Source organism: Streptomyces sp. NPDC031379, assembly GCF_055569615.1.
Genome location: NZ_JBVIIT010000014.1, coordinates 136,307 through 152,212, shown reverse-complemented (window position 1 = coordinate 152,212; position 15,906 = coordinate 136,307). Strand labels below are relative to the sequence as shown.

Sequence of the window (15,906 nt, the reverse complement as noted above, 5' to 3'; positions counted from 1 at the left end):
ACATGGCCAGATCGATTGCGGATTCACGCGTGAAATGGCAATCGAACCACGAAATCAGCAGTGGCCTCAGGGGCGGCCGCAGGACCTGGACGGCCCCGCCGGCGTTCGTGTCGGTGGCGGCGAAGACCGCCGTGAACCGCCGTCCGCTCGCGAGGAACTCCTGGGTGCGGGTGAAGCCGGAGAGGCACCGGCCGCTGGTGGACAGAACCGGAGACCGGCCCAGGTAGGCGATGCGGCCCGGCGGCCGGCGGACAGCAGGCGGGCGGTCAGGGCGGAGACGCCGCCCGCGTCGTCGTGGTCCACCACCGTGGCGGGCACCCCCGGCCCGAGCGGCGGCCGGCCGACCGGACCAGGCGGGGGCCGGCCCGGTCCGGGGCGTGCGCGGAGTGGGTCGTACGGCGCGGCCGCCGCGCCAGGGTGCTCAGGGCGATGCGCGAACCGGGCCACGTGGCCGACGCGCACGCCCGCGCCCTGGGCGGCGCCACCTGGCCACCGGGCAGGTGCCGCCCAGCACCCGGGAGACGGTCGGCGCCGGGACGCCGGCGCGGGCGGCGACGTCCCGGACGGCGTTGGTGCCCGGTCCCCCTGCGGACCGCGCCCTCTTCACGCCGTCCGCTCCAGACCGGCCTGGTCGACGATGTGCAGAAGACCGGCGCCGGACGACAGGCGCTCGGCCTCCTCGACCACCGTGCGGCCCAGCCGGGCCACCTCGTTGCCCTGGGAGCCGGCCAGGTGCGGGGTGACGAACGCGTTGGGCAGGTCGAACAGCGGGGAGCCGGCGGGCAGCGGTTCGGGGTCGGTGACGTCCAGGACGGCGCTGAGGCGCCCGGTGCGCAGTTCCCCGATCAGCGCCTCGTGGTCGACGAGGGCCCCGCGCGCGGTGTTGATGAGCACCGATCCGTCGGGCATCAGGGCGAGTTCGCGGGCGCCGACGAGGTGCAGGGTCTCGGGCGTCTGCGGGGCGTGCAGCGTGACGATGTCGGAGGTGCGCAGCAACGCGTCCAGCCCCAGCAGGCGCACGCCGAGCCGCGCGGCTTCCGGGGCGTCGACGTAGGGGTCGGCGAGCGTGACGGTGAGATCGTACGGGCGGAGCAGTTCGATCAGGCGACGGCCGATGCGGGAGGCGCCGACGATGCCCACGCGCCGGCCGTGGTTGCCGATGCCGGGGAGGACGTCGCCGTAGGGGAAGGCGCGTCGGGTGCGCAGCCGGTCGCGGAAGGCGAAGACGTCCTTGCCGGCGAGCAGGATCATCGCGAGCGTGTACTCCGCCACGGGCAGGGCGTTGGCGGCGGCGGCCGAGGAGACGACGATGCCGCGCTCCCACACCTCGGGGGTGGTGAATCCCTTGACCGAGCCGGCCGCGTGCAGCACGGCGCGCAACTCGGGTGCCGCGTCCAGGACGGCCGCGTCCAGGCGGGGGCAGCCCCAGCCGGTGATCAGCACCTCGGTGCGGGCCAGGATCTCCCGCACCCGCGGCTCCGTGAAATCCTGCGCCACCAGAGTGGGATCGATTTCTACGCACGCGCGCAGACGGGCGAGGAGTGCCGGCGGGAAGACGTGCGGCATGTTCTGGGCCGTCATGGCGAACAGTGCCTGAGGACGCTCGGGCAAGGACATGACCTTCCGGCTCGGCGACGCCTGGATAGCAACCGCTCTCCACGCTAGGTCGCGGCGAATGAGAGGGTCAATGGACACGCACTCTCCGGGAGGGACGTCAGCATGACGGACACGGTGACCAACTGGGCCCGCACCATCACGTACACCGCGAAGGAGCACCACCGTCCGCGGACCCTCGACGCGCTGCGGACCCTGGTGGCCGGTGGCACGAAGGTGCGGGTCCTGGGCAGCGGTCACTCCTTCAACGGCATCGCCGACCCCGGCCCGGACGGCATCCTCCTGTCGACAGCCGGCCTGCCACCGGTGATCGAGGTCGACACCGCCTCGCGTACCGTCCGGGTGTCGGGCGGCGTCCGCTACGCCGAACTCGCCCGCGCGGTCCACGCGCACGGCCTCGCCCTGCACAACATGGCCTCACTGCCGCACATCTCGGTGGCCGGTTCGGTGGCGACCGGCACGCACGGCTCGGGCGTCGGCAACGGACCGCTGGCGTCGGCCGTCCGGGAGGTGGAGCTGGTCGTCGCGGACGGTTCGACGGTGACGATCACCCGGGGCGACGCGGGTTTCGACGGCGCGGTGACCTCGCTGGGCGCGCTGGGCGTCGTCACCGCGCTCACCCTCGACCTGGAGCCCGCGTACGAGGCGGAGCAGCATGTGTTCACCGAACTGCCCCTGGAGGGACTGGATTTCGGCGCCGTCGCGGCGGCCGGGTACAGCGTGAGCCTGTTCACGGACTGGCGGCGGCCGGGCTTCCGGCAGGTGTGGGTCAAGCGGCGCACCGACCAGCCGGCCGTGGACTTCCCCTGGGCCGCGCCGGCGACGGAGCCGGTGCATCCGGTGCCGGGCATGCCCGCGGCCAACTGCACCGAGCAGCTCGGGGTGCCGGGGCCGTGGCACGAGCGGCTGCCGCACTTCCGGGCGGAGTTCACGCCGAGCAGCGGGGAGGAGATCCAGTCGGAGTACCTGCTGCCGCGGTCGACGGCCGGCGCGGCACTGTCCGCGATCGACGGCATCCGGCGGACGGTCGCCGCCGTCCTGCAGACCTGCGAGGTGCGTACGGTCGCCGCCGATGCGCAGTGGCTCAGCCCGGCCCATGGACGTGACTCGGTCGCGCTGCACTTCACCTGGGTGCGGGACGCGACGGCGGTCCTTCCGGTGGTGCGCCGGCTGGAGGAGGCACTGGACCCCTTCGACCCGCGTCCGCACTGGGGGAAGGTCTACGAGATGCCGTCGACGGCGGTCCGCCGCCGTTACGCCCGCCTCGCCGACTTCCGGTCCCTGGCCCGCGCCCTGGACCCCACCGGCACGTTCACCAACACCTTCGTGCGGGATCTCCTCGACGGCTGACGGACGCCTGACCGCGCGCCACTTCGTTCAGCCCCTTTCCTAACCCCTTGTCGAAAGTCTGTCCCAGCCCATAGCCTGACGCCCGCGCCGGTGCCGATGTCGTCCGACCCGGCCTGAACGGGAGGGGCAGCCGCGTGAAGCGCACATCACGTGACATCCGCACCGCGAACCGCTACGAGGTGCTGCGCCAGATCATCGCCGAGTCTCCCACGTCCCGGCAGGAGCTGGCGGCCGCCACCGGGCTGAGCCTGGCCACGGTCGCCACGCTCGTCGGCGAGCTGCTGGATCTGCGCATGATCACCGAGGTCGGCTTCGAGGACTCCGCCGGCGGCAGGCCCCGGGGACTGGTCGCCGTCGACGCGGCGGGGGGCGCGCTGATCGGTGTCGACATCGCGGAGACGTACGTCCATGTCGAGCTGTTCGACCTGGCGCTGAACGTGCTGGCCCGCGCCGACGAGGACATGCGGCCCGGCGAGAGCCGCCCGGAGCAGGTGGTCGGTCATGTCGCCGCCGCCGTCGGCTCGGTGGTCGCCCAGGCCGGGGTCGAGGCGGCCCGGGTGCTCGGCGTCGGCGTGAGCGTACCGGGCCAGGTGGACCGGGACACCGGGATCGCCGAGTACGCGCCCAACTGGGACTGGCACGACGTCCCGTTGCTCGACCTGCTCGCCGAACACATCGCCTACCCGCTGTACTTGGACAATCCGCTGCGCGCCTGCGCGGTGGCCGAGCTGTGGTTCGGGGCCGCGCGGGGCCGCGGGGACGCCGTGGTGGTCAACCTCGGGACCGGTGTCGGCGCCGGGCTGGCCCTCGGCGGCGGACTGCACCGGGGAGTGAGCAACAGCGCCGGTGAATGGGGGCACACCACGCTCGTGCTGGACGGGCGGCTCTGCCACTGCGGCAACCACGGCTGCGTGGAGACGTACGTCGGGGCGCCCGGCATCATGCAGAACCTGCGCGAACTGAGCCCGCGCTCCCCCCTGCTGCATCCCGAGGACCAGACGGCCACCATCGACGCGCTGGCCCGCGCGGTCGCCGCGAGCGACCCGGTCGCGGTCAAGGTCGTCCGGGACACGGCCCGTTACCTCGGTGCCGGTATCTCCGACCTCATCAATCTCCTCAACCCCGAAGTGGTCGTGCTCAGCAGCTGGGTCGCCTCCCGGCTGGGCGAACCGCTGCTGGAGGAGGTCCGCCGGGCCGTCGCCCGGCACGCCCTGCGCCGGCCGCTGGCCGCGACCGAGATCGTCCTGTCCCCGATCCCCACCGACCCGGTGTCCCTCGGCGCGGCCACGTTCGCGCTGGAGGGGGCGCTGCAGTCCGCCCCGCACAGGGAACGGACGCGCCCGGGCACCACCCAGCGCACCATCCCCGCAAGGAGCCGTACCGCACCGCCTTCATGACGACGGAAGGGATGCACGCGTCTCACCCCGGCACCGTTCAGCACCGCACCGTTCACCCCCGCACCGCGAGATCCGTCCTGCTGACAGCCGCGGCCGCGCCGGCGCTTCGCCTGGACCTGAGCGCAACGGGCAGATCGTGAACGAGGCGCCCGGCTGGTGCCTGGACGTCAGCGGACAGGCGGCGGCCGACGGCGGCAGGGTGACCGCCTGTTCGTGACCCCGAACGAGGCACAACGCTTCGAACAGACTTCGTCCAACCCCTTGCCGAAGCATTAGCCGAAGGTTAACGTCCCGCACCGCACCTCCTTTCGAGCCATCGAGCCACCGGGCCATCCGGCCATCGGGCGCAGAGCCGCGGCCGCACTCGACAGACAAGGACGTCAGCCATGTCGGCACAGAGCAGCAACTGGGACCGCCGATCGATACTCCGGGCCGCAGCGGGCCTGGCCACCGCCGGCACGCTCGCCGCCTGCGGCGGCAACAACGGCCGCGGGGGCGGCTCCGGTTCGGGCAAGCAGCTCGTCCAGTACTTCCACGCGTACGGCGAGGCCGGGACCGAGCAGGCGATCAAGCGCTACGCGACGGCGTACTCGAAGGCGGACGTGACCACGCAGTGGATCACCGGCTCGAACTTCGAGAGCAAGCTGTTCGCGTCACTGCTGACCGAGCAGGCGCCCGACCTGTTCGAGTTCCACCCGCAGATCCAGCTCGTCCGGAGCGGCCAGGTGGCGGACCTGACCGACATCGTCGAGCCGGTCAAGGCCGACTTCAACCAGGCCGACATCAAGTCGCACACGGTCGACGGCAAGATCTACGGCGTCCGGATGATCGACGACCCGCAGTTCTTCTTCTACCGCAAGTCGATGCTCGAGAAGGCGGACATCGCCCCGCCGACCACCCTGGACGAGCTGATCGAGGCGGCCGCCAAGCTCACCACGAGCAAGGTCAAGGGCCTCTTCCTCGGCAACGACCTGCACGCGGTGATCAACCCGCTGATCTGGTCGGCCGGCGCCGACACCCTGGACGCCAAGAACCGGATCGCCTACCACACGGACGGTGTGGTCGAGGGGCTGAAGAAGATGCGCAGGCTGTTCACCAGCGGGCATCTGCTGCTGGACGCCCCGGCCGACTTCTGGGACCCCTCCGCGCTCAACCAGGGGCTGTGCGCGATCCAGTTCTGCGGCATGTGGGCCATGCCGCAGTTCCAGCAGACGCTCGGCGACGACCTCGGCATCATGCCGTTCCCGAAGGTCACCGATGCGGGCAAGCCGTCCGTCTACAACGGCGGCTGGTCGGTGTTCGTCAACGCCAAGGGCCGGAACGTCGACGCGGCCAGGGAATACGTGAAGTGGCTGTGGATCGGCCAGAAGAAGTACCAGGAGGACTGGGCGACCTCCTACGGCTTCCACATCCCGCCGCGGACGTCCATCGCGCAGTCGGCGAGCAAACTGAAGTCGGGCCTGCCGGCGCAGGGTGTGCGGCTCTTCGACCAGTACGGGCACTTCGACAACATCGGCTGGACCCAGGCGATGATCACCGCGACGGAGAACGTCTTCGCCGACTGCGTCCGCAAGGGCGGTGACCCGGAGGCCGCGCTCGACCGGTGCGACAAGACGGTGAACGCCGAGCTGAAGAAGCTGTTCGGATAGGCCGCCGGACGGATCACGACATGTCGACGACCGCCACGCGTGGCCGCACCGGCCCCACCCCCGCCCAGTCCGCCAAGTCCCGTCCCCGGCGCGGCCCGAGGCACAGCCGCACCCTCAACTTCTGGCTCTTCACCAGCCCGTTCCTCATCGGGCTGATCGTCTTCGTCTACGTCCCGATCGGCTGGAGTCTCTACCTCAGCTTCTTCGAGGCCCGCTTCACCGTCACACCCAGCGACTTCGTCGGGCTGGACAACTACCGGCAGATCCTGTCCGACAGCCACTTCACCGGTTCCCTCCTCACCTTCACCGTCTTCGCCGCCTTCATCGTGCCCACCACGTGGGCGCTCTCCCTGGGCCTGGCGCTGCTGGTGAACCGGCTGCGGTTCATGCGCGCGTTCTACCGGTCGGTGTTCTTCCTGCCGACCGCCTGCTCCTACGTCGCCGCCTCGCTGATCTGGAAGATGTCCCTCTTCAACGGCGTGCGCTTCGGCCTGGCGAACACCGTCATCGGCTGGTTCGGCGCGGACAACGTCGCCTGGCTCGCCGACCCCGACCCGCCCTGGTACTGGCTGGTCATCATCACCGCCCGCCTGTGGCTGCAGTCCGGCTTCTACATGATCCTCTTCCTGGCCGCGCTGCAGAACATCCCGCGCGAGCTGTACGAGGCCTCCGCCATCGACGGCGCCAAGCCGGGCTGGCAGACCTTCCGCCACATCACGCTGCCGCAGCTGCGGGCCACCTCCACGGCCGTCGTCCTGCTGCTGCTCGTGGCCGCCTACCAGGCCTTCGACGAGTTCTTCAACCTGCTGACCAAGACGACGTGGGGCCGTCCCCCGCTCGTCGAGCTGTACTACACCGCCCTCGGCCAGGACCAGAACTACGGCAAGGGCAGCGCGGGCGCGGTGGTGCTGACCGTGCTGATCTGTGTCGTCACCCTGTTCCAGGGCAAGATCATGGGCTTCGGAAGGGGGGAGGAGTCCAAGTGACCGCGACCGCACCCGAGGTGAGGAAGCCCTCCAGGCGCGGCGGGGTGATGAGCAGCACCGGTCTGTACATCGCGACCGGCGTCGCCGCCCTGCTCTTCCTCGTCCCCTTCTATCTGCTGATCCGCAACGCCCTGTCCACGGATTTGGAGATCACCGGCGAGAACTGGAAGTTCTTCCCCACCGACATCCAGTGGGGCAACATCACCGAGCCGTTCGACGATGCGACGGTCGACTTCGGCCGGTCGATGTGGAACTCCCTGGTCGTCGGCGTCCTGCACACGGTCGGCACGCTGTTCGTCTGCTCCCTCGCCGGGTACGCCCTCGCCCGTATCCCGTACCGGCACGCCGACAAGATCTTCTACGCCGTGCTGGTCACCCTGATGGTGCCGGCCGCCGTCACCTTCGTGCCCAGCTTCGTGCTGGTGTCGTCGCTCGGCTGGGTGGACAGCTACCGGGGTCTGATCGTCCCGGGGCTCTTCAGCGGTTTCACGTGCTTCCTGTTCCGGCAGTACTTCCTCGGGTTCCCGAAGGAACTGGAGGAGGCGGCGCGCGTGGACGGGCTCGGACACTGGGGCGCGTACTGGCGTGTCGTGGTACCGAACTCGCTGAACTTCTTCGCGGCGATCGCCACGATCACCTTCATCAACGGCTGGAACGCCTTCCTGTGGCCGCTGGTCATCGGCCAGGACCCGAGCGCCTGGACGGTCCAGGTCGCGCTGTCGTCGTACATGACCAACCAGACCGTCAACTACCACCTGATCTTCATGGCGACCGCCATTTCCATCCTGCCTCTGCTGTTCGTCTTCCTCTTCCTCCAGCGCTGGCTGGTGCAGGGGATCGCGCAGACCGGCATCAAGGGCTGAGCTGGAGGAGACCGATGTCTTTCCGCACCACCACGGAGTACGTCGAGGACGTCTCGCCGGGCGACGGCGCGCTGCCGCCCCGCGCCTGGTACGCGTCCTCGGACGCCATGTCCCTTTCCCTCGGCGGCGACTGGCGCTTCAGACTGTCGGACACGGCCGACGCCGAGGACGACTCCTTCGCCCAGGAGGGGTACGACGCCGGTGACTGGGCGGAGATCGTGGTCCCCGGCCACTGGGTCCTCCAGGGTCACGGCTCCCCCGTGTACACCAACCATCTCTACCCGTTCCCGGTCGACCCGCCGCGCGTCCCGACCGAGAACCCGACCGGCGACCACCTGCGCCTCTTCGACCTGCCTCAGGACTGGCCGGAACTGTCCGACGGCGGCGCCGTCCTGCGCTTCGACGGGGTGGAGTCCTGCGCCCGGATCTGGCTGAACGGCACGGACCTCGGCGAGTTCAAGGGGTCGCGGCTGCCCCACGAGTTCGCGGTCGGCCATCTGCTGAAGACCGCGGGCAATGTGCTGGCGGTCCGGGTGCACCAGTGGTCGGCCGGCTCCTATCTGGAGGACCAGGACCAGTGGTGGCTGCCGGGTATCTTCCGTGACGTCACCCTGCTGCACCGCCCGGCCGGCAGCGCCCTGGACTTCTTCGTGCACGCCTCCTACGACCACCGTGACGGCAGCGGCACCCTGCGCGTCGCGTCCGACGTGGACGGCCGGGTCCTCGTCCCGGACCTCGGCATCGACGTGGCGACCGGCGAAGCGGTGACCGTGCCGGCCGAGCCGTGGTCGGCGGAGACGCCGAGGCTGTACGACGGCGTACTGGCCACCGAGGGCGAGCGGGTGCCGCTGCGCATCGGCTTCCGTACGGTGGAGCTACGGAACGGCCTGATCGAGGTCAACGGCAGGGCCGTGCTCTTCAGGGGCGTCAACCGGCACGAGTGGCACCCCGAGCGGGGCCGCGCGCTGGACCTGGAGACCATGCGCGAGGACGTGCTGCTGATGAAGCGGCACAACATCAACGCGGTCCGCACCTCCCACTACCCGCCGCACCCGGCCTTCCTCGACCTGTGCGACGAGTACGGCCTGTGGGTGATCGACGAGTGCGACCTGGAGACGCACGGCTTCACCGAACAGGGCTGGCGGGACAACCCCGTGGACGACGAGCGCTGGACCCCGGCGCTGCTCGACCGTGCGGCCCGCATGGTCGAGCGGGACAAGAACCATCCCTCGGTCGTCATCTGGTCGCTCGGCAACGAGGCGGGCACCGGCCGCGGCCTGACCGCCATGGCCGACTGGATCCGTCACCGCGACACCTCCCGGCTGGTCCACTACGAGGGGGACCTCGACTGCCGGGACACGGACGTCTACTCACGGATGTACGCCGACCACGCCGAGGTCGAGCGGATCGGCCGGGGCCTGGACGGCGGGCCCCACAGGCGCCGCGCGCTGCCCTTCCTGCTGTGCGAGTACGCCCACGCCATGGGCAACGGCCCCGGCGGACTCGCCGACTACCAGAGGCTGTTCGAGGCGCACGACCGGCTGCAGGGCGGCTTCGTCTGGGAGTGGATCGACCACGGCATCGCCCATCCGGAGCTGGGCTACGCCTACGGCGGTGACTTCGGCGAGGAGCTGCACGACGGCAACTTCGTCTGCGACGGCCTGCTCTTCCCGGACCGGCAGCCCTCGCCCGGCCTCGTCGAGTACAAGAAGGTGATCGAGCCGGTCGCCCTCACCGGTGACGGCACGGACGGCACGGTCCGTGTCACCAGCAAGTACGACTTCGCCGACCTGTCGGCGCTGGCGTTCTCGTGGTCGTACCAGGTCGACGGGGAGACGCTGGAGTCCGGCAGCCTGTCGGTGCCCGCGCTGGCGCCCGGCGAGTCGGCCGACGTCAAGCTGCCCGATCCGCCGCCCGGGGCGCCGGCCGGCGAGGCCCACTGGACGGTCCGGGCGGAGCTGGCGGCCGACACCCCGTGGGCGCCCAGGGGCCACGTCGTGGCCTGGGGCCAGATCCCGGTGTCGGCACGCCGGGTGCCGTACGTCGCCGCGACCGCCCGGACCGTGCGCGGCGACGGGGTGATCACGCTCGGTCCCGGCACCTTCGACGCCCGCACCGGCGCCCTGCGGACGGTCGGCGACGTGCCCGTCTCCGGTCTGCGTCTGGACGTGTGGCGGGCCACCACCGACAACGACGACGGCGCCGCCTGGCAGACCGACGTCCGCTACGGCCCGCTGTGGCGCAAGCTCGGCCTGCACCGCATGCGGCACCGCCTGGACGCGGTGGAGGCCGGCGAGGACGCGCTGACGGTGCGGACCCGGGTGGCGCCCGCCGCCCGGGAGGTGGGGCTCTGCACGGTGTACCGCTGGGTGTCGGACGGCGAGCGTCTGCGGCTCACCGTGTCCGTCGGCCCGGAAGGCGACTGGAGGGTGCCGTTGCCGCGGCTCGGCATCCGCTTCGGGTTGTCCGCGGCCGACCGTGTGCGGTGGTTCGGCGGCGGGCCGGGCGAGGGGTATCCGGACACCAGGGCGGCCTGTGCGGTCGGCCGCTGGCAGTCGACCGTGGAGGGTATGCAGACCCCCTACGTCCGCCCCCAGGAGAACGGCGCGCGCATCGACGTCCGCTGGGCGGAGCTGGGCGGCCTGCGCATCGAGGGCGACCCCGCGTTCTACCTCACCGCCCGCCGCTGGACCACCGAGCACCTGGACGCCGCCGCCCACCGCACCGACCTGGTGCCCGGCGAGACGGTCTGGGTCCATCTCGACCACGGCCAGCACGGCATCGGTTCCCAGTCCTGCGGCCCCGGCCCGCTGCCCCGCCACCACCTGCGGGCCGAGCCGGCGGAGTTCTCCTTCGTCTTCTCCACCCTTCACGAGGAGAGGTGATCTGCCTTCCGCAGAGGCCTGATACCCCTAGCTGATAACCTAGGGACCCTAGGAAGGACACCCGGGAAGGACGTCCCCATGGCCCGAGCCGGCCTGAGCGCCGACCGTGTCGTCGCGGCAGCCGCCGAACTCGCCGACGAGGCGGGCTTCGACCACGTCACCCTGTCCGCGCTGGCCCGCCGCTTCGGCGTGAAGGACGCGAGCCTGTACTCGCACGTCCGGGGTCTGGAGGACCTGCGCACCCGGCTCGCGCTGTACGCGGGCGGCGAGCTGATCGACCGGATCGCCGTGGCCGTGGCCGGCCGCGCGGGCAAGGAGGCGCTGACCGCCTTCGCCGGCGCCTACCGTGCCTACGCTCTGGAGCACCCCGGCCGGTACGCGGCCACCCAGATCCGCATCGACCAGTCCCTGATCGCCGGCACCCCCGCACTGCGCCGCACCGCCGAGATCACCTACGGCATGCTGCACGGCTACGGCCTCGACGAACCCGACCTGACGGACGCCGTACGCCTGCTGCGCAGCACCTTCCACGGCTACTGCGCGCTGGAGTCCAGCGGCGGCTTCGGCGCGGACCGGGACGTACAGGCGTCCTGGGACAAGGCCGTCGACGCCCTCCACCTGGCCCTCGAACACTGGCCGCGCGAGAGCGGGAAGAAGACGCGAGAGCGGAAGAGGACATGAGAGCGATGACGGACCCACTCCCCCACGCCCACGACGTCACGGGCAGCGGTCCCGTGCTGCTGCTCGTCCCGGGCGGCGCCGGGCACCCGATGGGGCTCGGCCCGCTGACCGAGCGGCTGGCCGCGTGCTTCACCGTGGTGACGTACGACCCGCTCGGACTCGCCCACGGCCGCCTGGGCCGGCGCGTCGCCGACCAGCGGGTGGCGGACTGGAGCGAGGGGGCGCACCGGGTACTGGAGACGGTGCTGCCCGCCGGCGAGTCCGCGTACGTGTTCGGGACCAGCTCCGGTGGCATCGCGGTCCTGGACCTGCTCGCCCGGCACCCGCGTCGGCTGGCGCACGTGGTCGCGCACGAACCGCCGTGCGTGACGCTGCTACCGGACGGCGAGGAGCGGCGGGCGGAGCTGATCGGGCAGCTGGACGGTCCCGGACGGCCGCCCGCCGAGGGCGGGCAGGCGACGGCGATGGGCGTCTTCCTGGCCCACGTGCTGCGCCCCTTCACCGCGCACACGCCCGCCTTCACCGCTCCCCCGGGCCGGCTCACGCTCGCCGCCGGCACCGACTCGCGCGGTCAGGTCCTGCACCGCACGGCGGAGTTCCTCGCCGAGCGGCTGGGCGGGGCGTTCGCCGAGTTCCCGGGAGGGCATCTCGGCACGCTGGATCACCCGGTGGAGTTCGCCGACCTGCTCGCCGACACGTTCCTCTCCAGCGCGCGGACCTCGGCGTAGGTGGGGGTCGTACCGGCCGGGGCGTGTCCGGCGGCGATGTCGGCCACCGCGTCCAGCGCCGCGCCGAGCGCCCGCCGGTAGAGCAGCGAGCCGAGGCTCACCCGGCGGACCCCGAGGTCGGCGAGGTGGGGGACGGTGGGGCCGGCGGGCGCGTAGAGGACGTTGAGGGGGACACCGAGGCGGTGGACGAGGGACGCGATGCGCCGCGGGTCGGTCAGCCCCGGCACGAACACCCCGTCGGCGCCGGCCTCCTGATAGGCGTCGAGCCGCCGCAGGGTGTCCCGCTCGTCCCCGTCGCCCGACCAGTACGTGTCGGTACGGGCGTTGACGAACAGCCCGGGTACGGCGGCCTTGACGGCGCTGATCTTCGCCGCGTGCCGGCCGCTCGGTCCGAGGCCGTCCTCCAGGTTGACGCCGACCACGCCGACGGCCCACAACTCGGCGGCCAGTTCCGCCACGTCGTCCGGGTCGTCGCTGAAGCCGTCCTCGGCGTCGACCGACAGGAGGTACGGCTCCGAGCCGAGGGTCAGGGCGAGGTGCAGGGTGTGCTCGCGGGTCGCCGCCGCCCCGTCGGGCAGGCCGACGGCCGCCGCGACGGCGAGGCTGGTCGTGGCGATCGCGGGGAAGCCGCGGGCGGCGAGAGCGGCGGCCGAGGCGTGGTCCCAGGCGTTGGGCAGCAGCAGCGGCTCGCCCGGACGGTGGTGGAGGCCGGCGAAGGACGTCGGGGTGGGCTCTGCGGTCATACGGCCACGCTAGCCTCCGGACGTTTCGGCGCCGGCCGAACCATGGGCCGGCGCCGGGCAGCGCGCGCCCGGACCACCGGCGCCTCGCCCCGTCCACGGCGGCGGCCGCCCCGGCCGGGCCTGCGCGCCCGCCCCTTGCGCCACCGGGCTCACAGGAGCGTCGCCGACCACGACGGACCCGTGGACCGCCCCTGTGACCGTGCGAACCGGAACGTGGCCGACGTGCCGGACGCCCAGCGGACCCGCACCTCGAAGCCCTCCCGCACCTGGACGGACACCAGGTCCGGCAGAGGCCGGGGGGCCGGCTCGCCGGTCAGCCGGGCGAGCGCCACGAACAGAGCGGCCTCGCCCTCCCCGGTGTCCCCGGCCAGCTCCTCCGACAGGCCCGAGACCGGGAGGAGTTCGGCCCTGAGCCCTTCGCCTGCCGCCCATCCCGTGATCCGCACCGGCGTTCCGGGAGCGGCGCCCGCCACCAGGTGGGCCCGTACCTCCGCCGCGCCCTCGGCGAGCACGACGCTGGTCACGGTGATCCCGTCGCGCACCGTGTGCCGGGAGGCGACCCATCCCTCGCCCGTGCCGAGCGGCTCGATGCCGGTGCGGCTCGGATCCGCGTCGACGAGCACGCTGTTGTCGTACGACGGTGCCGGTACGGTCGCGGTCGAATAGGCGAGCCGGGTGTAGTAGGGGTCGTAGCGGGTGTCCTCGCTGCCGTGGTTGTGCAGCCGGACCAGGCCGTCCGAACGGGTGGACTGCAGCAGCCAGTTGGGGGCGGGCAGGGAGCGCACCCCGTCGGCGCGCTCGACCGGGCCGGGCTCCTCCGGTGCCGTCCACACCTCGTGGTCCGGCGGCAGCAGCAGGCCGAGGAAACCCTTGCTCGCCCAGTACGGGGAGGCCGGGCCCGAGTAGCTCTGCACGAGCGACTCGTCGGGGCCGAGCCAGCCGAGCGGCAGCAGGCCCCGCTCGTCGACCGCGCCGCCGTCGAGGAAGTACCGCAGCGCGCCGGAGGCCAGGCGCCGGGTACCGCCCGGTGGCAGCGGGGTGTGCCCGGTCAGCGCGCCGAGCCAGAGCGGGGCCGTGGTCGCGAAGCGGTAGGTCAGGGAACGGCCCTGGTGCAGGGGGGCACCGTCGCCACCGAACAGGTGGGCGTAGTCCTCGAGATGCCGTGACAACCGGCGACCGTACAGGGAGAGCAGGTCGCCGTCGCCGGCCAGCCATGCGTGCAGGACGGTGTACAGGTGCATGGCCCAGCCGTTGTAGTAGTCGAACTTGCGGCCGTCGCCGTCGGTGTACCAGCCGTCGCCGAGGTACCAGCCCTCGATCCGTTCCAGGCCCCGGTCGATCGCCTTGCGCGCCGTCTCCGTCCGGTGGCCGATGTCCTGGAGGAAGCCGCCGACGGTGACCGGGAACAGCTCCCAGTTGCACGGCCACGCCTCGGCGGTGAGCGCGTCCGCCAGCCAGTCGGCGGTCCGTCGGCGCACGGAGTCGTCCAGGCGGTCCCACAGCAGCGGCCGGGTCAGCCGGAGGGCGAGCGCGATCGAGGCGGCCTCGACGAGCGGCTGGCTGCGGTCCGTGACGGCCGGCCAGACCCCGCCGGGCCCGGCCGCGAGACCGTCGGCGTACCGGCCGAGCACGGTCTCGTCCCCGCGGAATGCGGCCAGCAGAAGTGTGCGGGCGTATCCCTCCAGGCCGTCGGAGAGGTGACCGGCGTGGCTCACATGGTCGCCGGGGAGGTGGTAGAGGGCGTGGTCGGGGGTGGCGTACGGCGCCACGGCGGCGAGCAGGGCGTCGGCGGCGGCCTCCCAGTGGGCGCGGGTGTAGCCGGTGTACGGGCTCGACGCGCGGTCCTCGGCGGGCAGTTCGATCACGGCGGTGGCGTTCCTTCCTCGCGGGACCTGGGGCGCCCCGGTTCCGGTCGGGGCGCCCCAGGGTTTCATCCCACCCGCACCTTGCCCTCGGGCACCAGATGACGGGCGAGCAGTTCGTCGCGTACCAGGCCCGCGTAGACGGTGGCGCCGTACACGGAGGTGTGCGTGTTGTCCCGCTTCTCGTTGTAGAGGTAGAGCGCCTTGGAGCCCTCGACGCCGAGCGACTCCACCAGCGCCTTGGTCCGCGCCGTGAGATCGATGAGCGGGACCCGCTCGGCGGCGGCGACGGAGCGGATGACCGCGGGGTGGTCGACGCCGAGGCCGTTGACGAGCAGCGCGGTGTTGTTGTTCAGGGTGCCGTCGGCGTTGAACCAGCGACGGACGACGGGGGTGACGAGCACCGGCTCGCCGCCCCTGTCCCGCACGCCCGCCACGAGCGTCTCCAGGTTGGCCCGGTAGGTCGCCTCGTCGGTGGTCTTGTCGTTGTGGGCGAGTTGGACGAGGACGAGGTCTCCGGGGCCGATCCGCGGCTGCACGGCGGCCCACAGCCGCGGGTCCTGCAAGTAGGTGACCGTGCTCTCCCCGGAGTCGGCGTGGTTGGCGACGGACAGGCCCTTGCGCAGGTACCGCGGGAGCTGCTGGCCCCAGCCGGAGTAGGGGTCGGCGGGCTGGTCGCAGACGGTGGAGTCGCCGATGAGGATGATCTGCCGGGCGTGCCGGGCGGGGGTGACGCGGATGCCCGCGAGGGCGGGCGCGGTACCGCCGAGGGCGAGGTCCAGGCCGGGGCTCCCGTCCGGGCCGGTCGGCTCCCCCTCGGGAGTGCGGACGTTCACGGTGAGACTGCGGGTGACCTGCTCGCCCGCCGCGACGGCGGTCTCGGGGAGCAGGGAGCGGCGGGTCTCCCCGGTGACGCTCGTGCTGGACGCGGTCGCCGCGCCGAGGCGGACGGTCACGTCGTAGGTGCCCGGCGGGACGTCGAAGTGGCAGGCGGCGGCGGTGCATGCGGCGATGCCGGGCGGCCGGCCGGCGTCCGCCCGGGCCGGTGTCGCGGTCAGTACGGCGCCCAGGGCTGCCACCACCGGCAGGGCGGCTTCGACACGTCTCATGCGCGGCTCCTCCATCGGTCGGACCTCGGCCGACCCGAG

Annotated in this window: 12 protein-coding genes; 8 read left to right on the top strand and 4 right to left on the bottom strand. The window is 72.2% G+C overall.

What is annotated here, in order from left to right:
* Nucleotides 1–603 precede the first annotated feature (603 nt).
* Nucleotides 604–1,611: a hydroxyacid dehydrogenase gene (locus ACZ5CW_RS21555; protein WP_468603665.1), complete on the bottom strand. Its 1,008-nt coding sequence runs from the start codon at nucleotides 1,609–1,611 to the stop codon at nucleotides 604–606.
* 108 nt (nucleotides 1,612–1,719) lie between these two features.
* Here ACZ5CW_RS21555 and ACZ5CW_RS21550 point away from each other — a divergent pair, with 108 nt between their 5' ends.
* The 8 genes from ACZ5CW_RS21550 to ACZ5CW_RS21515 all read left to right on the top strand — a co-directional run bounded on the left by ACZ5CW_RS21550 (nucleotide 1,720) and on the right by ACZ5CW_RS21515 (nucleotide 12,153).
* A complete protein-coding gene (locus ACZ5CW_RS21550; protein ID WP_468603663.1) occupies nucleotides 1,720–2,964 on the top strand; it encodes an FAD-binding protein in 1,245 nt (414 codons plus the stop codon).
* A 134-nt stretch (nucleotides 2,965–3,098) separates the two neighbouring features.
* The gene (locus ACZ5CW_RS21545; protein WP_468603661.1) at nucleotides 3,099–4,361 is read left to right on the top strand and encodes an ROK family transcriptional regulator; all 1,263 of its coding nucleotides are present in this window, start codon (nucleotides 3,099–3,101) and stop codon (nucleotides 4,359–4,361) included.
* Nucleotides 4,362–4,747: 386 nt separating this feature from the next.
* Nucleotides 4,748–6,010 carry an ABC transporter substrate-binding protein gene (locus tag ACZ5CW_RS21540; protein ID WP_468603659.1) on the top strand — a complete coding sequence of 421 codons (1,263 nt, stop codon included), beginning with the start codon at nucleotides 4,748–4,750 and terminating at the stop codon, nucleotides 6,008–6,010.
* Nucleotides 6,011–6,030: 20 nt separating this feature from the next.
* A complete protein-coding gene (locus ACZ5CW_RS21535; RefSeq protein ID WP_468603657.1) occupies nucleotides 6,031–6,996 on the top strand; it encodes a carbohydrate ABC transporter permease in 966 nt (321 codons plus the stop codon).
* Nucleotides 6,993–7,859 carry a carbohydrate ABC transporter permease gene (locus ACZ5CW_RS21530; RefSeq protein ID WP_468603655.1) on the top strand — a complete coding sequence of 289 codons (867 nt, stop codon included), beginning with the start codon at nucleotides 6,993–6,995 and terminating at the stop codon, nucleotides 7,857–7,859. Before ACZ5CW_RS21535 ends, ACZ5CW_RS21530 begins: the two co-directional genes overlap by 4 nt.
* Nucleotides 7,860–7,873: 14 nt before the next feature.
* Nucleotides 7,874–10,744, top strand: coding sequence for a glycoside hydrolase family 2 TIM barrel-domain containing protein (locus ACZ5CW_RS21525; protein ID WP_468603653.1), 2,871 nt, complete (start codon nucleotides 7,874–7,876; stop codon nucleotides 10,742–10,744).
* Nucleotides 10,745–10,822: 78 nt separating this feature from the next.
* Complete coding sequence (locus tag ACZ5CW_RS21520; RefSeq protein WP_468603651.1) at nucleotides 10,823–11,425, top strand: TetR-like C-terminal domain-containing protein; 603 nt, start codon at nucleotides 10,823–10,825, stop codon at nucleotides 11,423–11,425.
* A gap of 5 nt (nucleotides 11,426–11,430) precedes the next feature.
* On the top strand, nucleotides 11,431–12,153 hold the full coding sequence (locus ACZ5CW_RS21515) for an alpha/beta fold hydrolase (RefSeq protein ID WP_468603649.1): 723 nt from the start codon (nucleotides 11,431–11,433) through the stop codon (nucleotides 12,151–12,153).
* Here ACZ5CW_RS21515 and ACZ5CW_RS21510 read toward each other — a convergent pair.
* From ACZ5CW_RS21510 to ACZ5CW_RS21500, 3 genes are all read right to left on the bottom strand, one after another.
* Complete coding sequence (locus tag ACZ5CW_RS21510; protein ID WP_468603647.1) at nucleotides 12,087–12,896, bottom strand: isocitrate lyase/PEP mutase family protein; 810 nt, start codon at nucleotides 12,894–12,896, stop codon at nucleotides 12,087–12,089. The two genes, ACZ5CW_RS21515 and ACZ5CW_RS21510, sit on opposite strands and share 67 nt — an antisense overlap.
* A 149-nt stretch (nucleotides 12,897–13,045) precedes the next feature.
* Complete coding sequence (locus ACZ5CW_RS21505) at nucleotides 13,046–14,758, bottom strand: DUF2264 domain-containing protein (RefSeq protein ID WP_468603800.1); 1,713 nt, start codon at nucleotides 14,756–14,758, stop codon at nucleotides 13,046–13,048.
* Between the two features lie 68 nt (nucleotides 14,759–14,826).
* Complete coding sequence (locus ACZ5CW_RS21500) at nucleotides 14,827–15,867, bottom strand: rhamnogalacturonan acetylesterase (RefSeq protein WP_468603645.1); 1,041 nt, start codon at nucleotides 15,865–15,867, stop codon at nucleotides 14,827–14,829.
* Between the last annotated feature and the right edge of the window lie 39 nt (nucleotides 15,868–15,906).

Bases quoted from the DNA above. Each gene is read 5' to 3' on its own strand.
- ACZ5CW_RS21550 (WP_468603663.1), top strand. From the start codon at position 1,720: ATGACGGACACGGTGACCAACTGGGCCCGCACCATCACGTACACCGCG.
- ACZ5CW_RS21540 (WP_468603659.1), top strand. From the start codon at position 4,748: ATGTCGGCACAGAGCAGCAACTGGGACCGCCGATCGATACTCCGGGCC.
- ACZ5CW_RS21535 (WP_468603657.1), top strand. From the start codon at position 6,031: ATGTCGACGACCGCCACGCGTGGCCGCACCGGCCCCACCCCCGCCCAG.
- ACZ5CW_RS21525 (WP_468603653.1), top strand. From the start codon at position 7,874: ATGTCTTTCCGCACCACCACGGAGTACGTCGAGGACGTCTCGCCGGGC.
- ACZ5CW_RS21520 (WP_468603651.1), top strand. From the start codon at position 10,823: ATGGCCCGAGCCGGCCTGAGCGCCGACCGTGTCGTCGCGGCAGCCGCC.
- ACZ5CW_RS21515 (WP_468603649.1), top strand. From the start codon at position 11,431: ATGACGGACCCACTCCCCCACGCCCACGACGTCACGGGCAGCGGTCCC.
- ACZ5CW_RS21510 (WP_468603647.1), bottom strand. From the start codon at position 12,896: ATGACCGCAGAGCCCACCCCGACGTCCTTCGCCGGCCTCCACCACCGT.
- ACZ5CW_RS21500 (WP_468603645.1), bottom strand. From the start codon at position 15,867: ATGAGACGTGTCGAAGCCGCCCTGCCGGTGGTGGCAGCCCTGGGCGCC.